This window comes from Acidobacteriota bacterium (assembly GCA_016196035.1).
Taxonomy (GTDB): Bacteria; Acidobacteriota; Blastocatellia; order RBC074; family RBC074; genus JACPYM01.
Window position 1 is genome coordinate 29,831 of sequence record JACPYM010000052.1, and the last position, 9,434, is coordinate 39,264.

The following is a 9,434-nucleotide window of genomic DNA, read 5'->3' on the forward strand; positions in this document are numbered from 1 at the left end:
CACGGTCATGGGGTCCGAAGGCATTTAGTTTAAGACTGCCGATTCAGCCGCCCGGTATTTGCGACGGGCGACCCACATGCAGGGTGAATCGGCCGCCGGCAATTCGCACAAGTCTTCAACCAAAACAACCTGCGGCGGACGTGGCGGGCAGGGCGGCCAGCGGTGTGTCCGCGCTTCAGTGACAGCGCAAAGGAGAAGTCATCATGCAGCACCAAACCAGCTTTCAATCTTCTTACAGTCAGCCTTCCCGTGGCAGTCAGCCTTCGCGGGGGCCGCGTTGCAGCAGCCAATTGTGGCGCACGGTGCGGCGTTGGTGTGTTTACCTGTTGGTGGCGGGGGCGTTTGGCTGTGCGGCGCAATTGCTGTTGTGGGGCGTTGGCGCGCAGCATTTGGCGGCGGCTGATGCCATGCGCCCAGGCGCAAGGCAGGCGTTGGCGGCAGACGTGACCGCGCGTGATTATCGCAGGCTCTTCGATTTTGGCACGCGGCATGACTTGGATTGGTTGCTTGGCAGCTACGCCATGCCCGCGACTGTCTTTACCGACTACATCGTCACCACCAACGCCGACAGCGGGCCGGGCAGCTTGCGGCAGGCGATTATGGACGCCAACGTCCATTCGGGCCCAGACCTCATCAAGTTCAATATCCCTGACAACCTGCCCAAAACCATCGCGCTACAGTCCGCGTTGCCGGCGCTCTTCAGCCCGGTGACGATAGACGGGACGACGCAGCCCGGTTACCGCGGCGCGCCGATAATTGAACTCAATGGCACAAACGCGGGCCTGAACGTGGATGGGCTGGGCATCACGGCGAGCGGCAGCACGATTCGCGGATTGGTGATTAACCGTTTCAATCGTAACGGCATCGGCGTCGGCTACTTTCTGAGTAACATCCTGATTGAAGGAAACTACATCGGCACGGACGTCACTGGTGACCAAGATTTTGGCAATGCGGGCGCAGGCATCCATCTGGATTCGCCCGCGACTGTGGACGGCACGGCGGCAGCCGGGCGCAATGTGATTTCGGGCAACAACGGCAACGGCATCACGATCAACGGTTCTTATGGCGGTGGCGGTTCAATCATCAAGGGGAATTACATTGGTCTGAATGCCGCGGGGACGAGCGATCTCGGCAATACGCTGACGGGCATTTCGATCGTCAATTTTTCTGCCAATAACGTAATTGGTGGCACGGCAACCGGCGCGGGCAACGTCATCTCAGGTAATGATGTAGACGGCATTTGCGTCTGCACCAGCGGCACGACGAACACGACCATTCAGGGCAATAAGATCGGCACGGATGCGGCAGGCACGCAGCCCCTCGGCAATACGCGCAACGGGATTGCCGCGATTGGCTCCGGCATCATCATCGGCGGCACGAGCAACACAACGCCCGGTGGCCTTTGCACGGGCGCGTGCAATCTGATCTCCGGCAATGGCGGCGACGGCATCGGCGACCCGCCGTCCAATGTTATTGGTGGTCACGGCGCGCTGACCATCAAGGGCAATTACATCGGCACTGACATCAATGGCACGGTGCGGCTGGGGAATGGCGTCAACGGCATTCGCCTCTCGGGTGGTCAAGGCACGTTTATCGGCGGCACTGCGGCGGGCGAGGGCAACTTGATCTCGGCCAATGGCGGCAACGGTCTCGACCTGGAAGGCGGCACGACCAACGGCCCAACCGTGCAAGGTAACCTGATCGGCACGGACAAGAACGGTCAGCCCGGTAACCCAACAAGCTTGGGGAATACCGCCAACGGCATCAAAGTTGTGCAAAGCAACGTGACGATTGGCGGCACAACCGCAGCGGAACGCAATGTCATTACCAGCAATGGCGAAAACGGCATACAAGTCAGTGGCAGTTCCACCATTCGGGTGGCGCTGCGTGGCAATGCGATTTCCGGCAATACCAAACTCGGCATTGACCTCGCGCCCGCGCTGCCTGGCGGCACGGTCACGCCCAACGACGCAACCGACAATGATAGCGGCCCGAATCTGTTGCAGAATTTCCCGGTGCTTGATGCGCTGACGCAACCCTGTATTGTGACCGGTACGCTGCCCGGCGGCGTGCTGTCATCACAGGTCACGCTCGATTTTTACGCGAACCCCACGTGCGACGCCTCAGGCAATGGCGAAGGTGAGGTACCTCTCGGCTCAACGCAAATCACGTTGACCTCAGCCAATACCGCTTTTAGCTTTGCCATCCCCTCGGAAAAGTTAATGGGCCAGTCTGTCATTACGGCGACGGCGACGGATGCTAACGGCAATACCTCAGAGTTTTCCGCCTGTCGCACGATTCCCACGCCATTGATTACGACCCAACCGGCCAGCCAAAGCGTTTGCCCCGGCGCGAACGTCAGCTTTACCGTCGCGGCCAACAACGCAGTGAGTTATCAATGGCGCAAAGATAACGTAGACATCAGCAACGCAACGAGCGCGACGTTGACGTTGAACAGCGCGACGGCCGCGAATGCGGGCGCTTATACTGTCGTTGTCATAGGGCTTTGCGATACCTCGACGACATCCAATAGCGTTTTGCTCAGCCTCAAGACGCCAGTCGGCATTGCCACGCCACCTGCCGCAGAGACGGTTTGCAGCAGCGAGCCAGTGACGTTTTCCGTCACGCCCAACGGCGACGGACCTTACACCTATCAATGGCGCAAAGGTGGCGTGAACATCGGCGGTGCGACGAGCGTGAGTTACACCATTGCGGCCACGACCGTCGCCGCGGCCGGCTCCTATGACGTAATTGTGGGCGGGGCGTGCGGCAGTCCGGTGACTTCGTTGGCGGCGGCGTTGACGGTCAACACCGCTCCGCTGGTCACGACGCCGCCAACGAATCAATCTGTGATGGCAGGCGCGAATGCGACCTTCGCCGCCGCCGTCAATGGCACGCCCGCCCCGGCAGTGCAATGGGAAGCCGCGCCGCCCGATTCCAGTTTCAGCGAAATTCCCGGTGCGACCAGCCCGACGCTGACCTTGAGCAATGTGATAATGACGCTCAACGGTTACCGTTATCGCGCCGTGTTCACCAACGATTGCGGTCAGGTAAACAGCAACGCCGCCACGCTGACTGTCACGCCCGCCGGGCCACAAACCATTATCGTCAGCACGACAGCGGATGAGGACAACACCGGACCAGCGACCTGTTCATTACGCGAAGCGCTCATTTCCGCTAACAGCAATACGGCTTATGGCGGTTGCACGACGGGGGCGGTGGGACTGGATACGATTGAATTCAATTTGAGCGCGGGGACGCCGGTCATCACGATTGCCACCGATTCGACGATGTTCATTACCGAGCCGGTGTGCATCAACGGGCACACGGGTTTGTCTACGCGCATTGAATTGAACGGTGCGGCAGCGACGTCGGGCGGTAATGTCGGGCTGGATTTCATTGGCGGCGCGGATGGCAGCACGGTCAAAAGTCTGGTCATCAATCGTTTCCCCTACGGCCTCGCCATCATCAATGCCAACCACGTGACGATTCAGGATTGTTACGTCGGCACGAATGCGAGTGGCGTGATCGTGCCGGGCTACGGCAACACCGTCGCCGGGATTAGCCTGATCCAAGCAGCTTCTGGCAACCTCATCGGCGGCAGTGGGCCGGGGCAGGGCAACATCATCGCCGGGAATGGAACGGGGATTTCAACTTACCGCGACAGTTTCGGCACGCCCATACAAAATCGCATTTGGGGCAACGCGATTTTCGGCAACAATGGATTGGGGATTGATTTGGATGGCGATTTTATTACGCCAAACGACAATCAAGACGGCGACACAGGTTCAAACAACCTGCAAAACTTCCCCGTGTTGACCTCTGTCACGAATGGTGGCCTTGTTACCGGCATACTCAACAGTACGCCGAATCGAATGTTCCGCATCGAATACTTCAAAAATAGTACCTGCGATTCGTCCGGCAATGGCGAGGGCCAAGAATTTCTCGATTTCCAAACTGTCACCACTGACGGCAGCGGCAATGCGTCATTGAGTTTCAGCTTTACCTACGACACGGCCAAACCGTTCATCACCGCGACAGCGACGGATTTGACGACCGGCGACACGTCGGAGTTTTCAGCCTGCGTGCGCTTCTGCCCAACGATTACGCTGGCCTCGAATCCGGCGCCCGTGCCCGCTGCCGCCATCGTGGGTTCGGCTTATCCGACGGTGACGTTTAGCGGCAGCGGCGGGACAGGGCCGTATTCATTCAGCTACAGCGGCACGCTGCCGGCTGGGTTGAATCTGACCGGCGCGACGCTGGCGGGCACGCCGAGCGCGGCTGGGACATTCAATTTCACAGTGAAAGCAACTGATGCGGGCGGCTGCATAGGCACACAGGCATACAGCATCGTCGTGAGTTGCCCAACCTACACGATTACGCCGTCCACCTTACCCAGCGGCACGGCCAACGTCGCTTATAACCAGCAACTGACAGCCAGCGGCGGCGCAGGCGGGCCTTATCAATTCGGCTTTATCAGTGGGCTGCCGTCCGGTATGTTCATCACCACCACAGGGCAGCTCTTCGGCACGCCGACCGCGGCGGGCACGTACAATTTCAGCGTGCCGGTGTTTGAAACGTTCAGTTGCATTACGTCGCAGCCATACACGCTCACGATCAATCCGCCTGCCTGCCCAACGCTCAACGTTTCACCCAACACCCCGCTGGTTTTTGGTGTCGCGGGCAACGCCTATCCGAACACGACGATTTCCGTCACTGGCGGTGCGCCGCCTTACATCTTCAGCGCCACGGGGCTGCCAGCCAACCTGAGCTTGACCGGTACCCAGGCAACCAATCGAGTGCTGGGCGGCACCCCGACGACGCCGGGCGTTTACAACGCGACCATCAGCGTCACCGATGCTAACGGTTGCCCTGGTTCGCGCAGCTACACCATCGTCGTGCATACCTCCACGCCGACGATCATCGTGAATACGGCGGCGGACGAAAACGGAACCGGGCCGGATTGCTCGTTGCGCGAGGCCATCATTGCCGCGAACAGCAACGCAATGTATGGCGGTTGCAGCGCGGGGCAAGCCGGTTATGACACCATCGGTTTTGCGGCGGCTTATTCGATTAATCTGACGGCGGGTTTGCCGGGGCCGAGCGAGCCGGTGTTTATCAACGGGCTGGTCGGCAGCGCGCGCGTGGAATTGAACGGCGCGGGGGCAGGAGCCGCAACGCAAGCGATCCTGCTTGAGAGCGGCTACCACTATCTCAAGAGCCTCGTCATCAACCGGCTGGCGGGCGGCAATGCGCTCAACATCAGCGGCGCGAACGCCGTCCGCAACGCCGTCGAGGATTGTTATCTGGGGACGAATACGGCGGGCACAGCGGCGCTGCCCAGTGGCGGCGGCCTTGGCTTTTTCAATGGTGCGCTGCTCAATCGCGTCGGCGGCACGGCGGCCACGGCCAATGTGATCGCGGGCAACCACGGTGCAGGCGTGAATATCGTGGATGCGCCGGGCAATACGATCTCGTTCAATAATATCGGGGTACGAGCCGATGGCGTCAGCCCGCTCGGTAACGGCGGCAATGGCATCAGCGTGCGCAACACCATTACGCCCGGCAGTACCGTTTTCGTGACGAGCATTGTCAACAACAAGATCGCCTACAACGCGACGGGCATCAGCATCACCGACACGGTCAATGGTCAGCGCACCGGCATCAGCGGCAACAGCATTTTCAATAACACGCAACTAGGCATTGACCTTGGCGGCGACGGCGTGACGGCCAACGATAATGGTGACGCCGACAGCGGGCCGAATCGGTTGCAAAACTATCCCGTGTTGACCGGGATTACACCGACAGGCACAGGCGGCACAGTCAACGCTATGCTCGATACCACGGCAGCGAATGCCAGCTTCAACTTTACCGTGCAGTTCTTTGCCAGCAGCGCCTGCGACCCCTCGGGCTTTGGCGAAGGCGAAAGTTTACTCGGCCAAGTCACAGGCATCACGGCGGCGACAGCGGCCAGCGGCTTCTCGTTCAACTACACGACAGCGCAAGTCTTCGGCAAACCGTTCATCACGGCGGTGGCGATTGACGCGGTGGGCAACACCTCGGAATTTTCGCGCTGCCTTGCCGTGCCAAACGATCTACCCACGATCAGCGCCGCCGCGCCAATCAGTCTGACACAAAGCAACAGCCTCACGGGGCAAGCGATTGCGACGGTCAGCGACGCAAATCAGCCAGCCAATACGTTGAGCGTCACGGCCACGCCTGTGACGGGCAGCGGCGTCACGCTCAGCAACATCGCCGTTACGGCGGCGGGCCAGGTCACCGCCAATGTGAGCGCCAACTGCACGGCGATCAATTCAACTTTCAGACTGACGGTAACGGATCAGCAGAACGCCACGGCCACGGCTACGTTGACCGCCAACGTCACGCTCGCCACACCGGTGAGCGTGACACCGCTCAGCAATGCGACCGTTACTGAAGGACAAACCGCAACCTTCACGACAACCGCGTCGGGCACGGGGCCATTCACCTTTATGTGGAAAAAAGGCACAACCGTACTGACGAGCGGCGGCACGCGCACCATTGCTTCAACCGCGACGGCGAGCACGCTGACGATCAATCCAGCGGCGCTCGGCGACATGGGCAGTTACAGTGTCGAAGCCGCGGGCGCGTGCGGCCTGCCGCCTGTCACGCAATCTGCGACATTGACGGTCAATCCGGCCTGCACGCCGCCCGCGCTGAGTGCCGCGCCCGCGTCGCAGTTGGCGTTGCTCGGCTCAACGCCCAATTTCAGCGCGGCGGCGAGCGGCAATCCCGCGCCCACGGTGTTGTGGCAATACAGCACCGACAACGGCGTGACGTTCGGTTCCATTCCCGCCGCAGTCGCCGTGAATGCCACGGCAAACCCGCTGGTCTTGCTGCCCATCACGCAGCCACAAAATGGGCAGCGCTTCCGCGCCGTCTTCACCAACGCTTGTGGCAGCGTCACCACATCCGCCGCCACGTTGACCGTCGTCAACACCGGCGGCGGTCACGACATCACGCCGGTGTTGCCGCCCGGCAACCCGCTGATCGTTTTCGCCAATGTCGTCACGCCTGGCGACACGACCGTCACGCAACTCGATCCAAACAGCCTGGCGCCGTTGCCGTCGGGCTACGTCTTGCCGAATCCCACCGTGGCGTGGGGGTTTCAGACAAATTGCGCGGCTATTGGCTCCATCATTCAAACCTTCTTCGCCCCAGCCTCGTTGACGGCGGCGGAATTCATGCAACTGCGCGTGCTGCACATCGAACCGGTCGTGAATCAGGGGCTGGTGTGGCGCGACCGCACGATCATCACGGTCAACGGCGATTGCCAAAATCAAAATGGTCTGCCGCCGTGGGACTTCCAAAACATTCCGTTCTGCACGCCGCAGCCGAATCCCAATTCCACTCCCCGCAGGCTCAGCGCCCGCTTCTCGACGGATTCGCTGGTGCTCAATGTAAGGACGGATGAAACAGGCAACGCCCGCACGGTCAATGCGACGACGGCAACTCCTTCGCCGTTTGTCGTCGCCGGGTTGCAGACCGTGCCCGCCATCGCGCTCAACGCCAATCCCGCCGCGCCCGCTTTCGGCCAAAGCGTCACCTTGACCGCGACGATCACCAACAGCGGTGTGTCCGTCACGTTGGGCACGGTGACTTTCAAAGAAGGCGCGACCACACTGGCTGGCCCGTTGCCACTCGATGCCAGCGGGCAGGCCAGCTTCACCACCAGCAGCCTGACCATTGGCGCGCATGCGCTCACGGCGCAATACAGCGGCAGCGGCGTGTTCCTGGCAGGCAGCGGCAACGGCACCGTCACCATCGTTTGCCCGGCGATTACCGTAAATCCGGCGAGTCTGCCGGACGCGCCGATCAACACGGCATATTCGCAAACCATCAGCGCCAGTCCGGCGGGCGGCAATTACACGTTCACGGTGACCAGTGGCCTGTTGCCAGCGGGGTTGACGCTCAATGCGAATGGCAGCTTCAGCGGCGCGCCGACGCAGAGCGGCACGTTCAACTTCCGCGTGACGGCGACGGGCTTTGGCGGTTGCACAAGCTCACGCGATTACACGTTGGTGATGGCTTGCCCGGCCATCACGCTTGCGCCTGCCAGCTTGCCGGGCGGGACGTTGGGGACAGCCTATAGCCAGACCGTCAGTGCGACGCCCGCCGGAGCCTATGTTTACAGTGTGAGCAGCGGCGCGTTGCCAGCCGGTTTGACGCTCAATGCCGCGACCGGCGCGCTCACAGGAACGCCGGCGGCGTCGGGGAGCTTCACGTTTACGCTTCGTGCGACGGCGGGCAGTTGCGTGGGTTCGCAGAGTTACACGGTGACGATTGCCTGCGCCACTCCCACGCTGGGTGCGCTGACGAACGGGCAGGCCGGGGTGGCTTATTCGCAAACGGTGAGCGTGACGCCCGCGGGCAGCTACACGTTCAACCTTATCACGGGCAATTTGCCGAGCGGTTTGAGTCTGAACACGACGACCGGCGTCATTAGCGGCTTGCCGTTGGTGACGGGCACATACAGCTTTACGCTGCGAGCGCAAACGGCGAGCGGATGCGGCGGCACGCAAGCCTATACACTGACGATTAGCTGTCCGACCGTAACGTTGTCTCCGGCCGGTCTGCCGAATGGCACGGTGGGCACGGCCTATAGTCAAAGCCTCGCGGCCAGCCCGGCGGGTGGCAATTACAGCTATGCCGTGAGCAGCGGCGCGCTGCCGATTGGTTTATCGCTCTATCCGGCGACCGGGCTGCTGAGCGGGACGCCAGCGACGAACGGTAGCTTCAACTTCACCATCACCGCGACGGGCTTTGGGGGCTGCGCGGGCAGCAAATCGTACAGCCTCGTCATCGGCGGCGGCTGTTCGACCATCACCCTGCCCGCCAGCCTGCCGAATGGCCGCGTGGGACAGTTGTACAACAATTCGGCGGCGGCCACGCCTGTCGGCAGTTACACCTATACGGCAGTGGGCGCCTTGCCGCCGGGCGTGACGCTGTTTGGCAGCATCGGCTTGCTCTTTGGCCACCCGACGGCGGCGGGGACGTATACCTTCACAGTCACGGCGGCACAAGGCGCTTGCACCGGTTCACGAAGCTACACGGTGGTGATCAGCGCCGGATTTTTGGCCGCCCTGGCGCAGCAAGCTGATTACAACGGGGACGGGAAGAGCGATTTCGCACTGCGCGCAAACAACGGCACCTGGCACTTGCTCTTGAGCAATGGCGAAGGCGTCAACCGCATCGCCCAAACCCAAAGCTGGGGCACGGCGGGCGATCTGTCCTTGCTCGGCGATTACGACGGGGACGGCCAGACCGACCTGGCTGTCTTCCGCCCCAGCGAAGGCAACTGGTACGTCAAGCGCAGCAGCGACGGCGGCTTCCTGATCAAAGCCTGGGGGACGGCGGGCGATGTGCCGGTGCCGGGCGATTACGACGGGGACGGC

1 protein-coding gene is annotated in these 9,434 nt (G+C 61.5%); it reads left to right on the forward strand.

Annotation, left to right across the window (positions count from 1 at the left end):
- Positions 1–203: 203 nt before the first annotated feature.
- Positions 204–9,434, forward strand: a 9,231-nt coding sequence (locus tag HY011_15670; GenBank protein ID MBI3424370.1) for a putative Ig domain-containing protein, incomplete at its 3' end; no start/stop codon positions are given.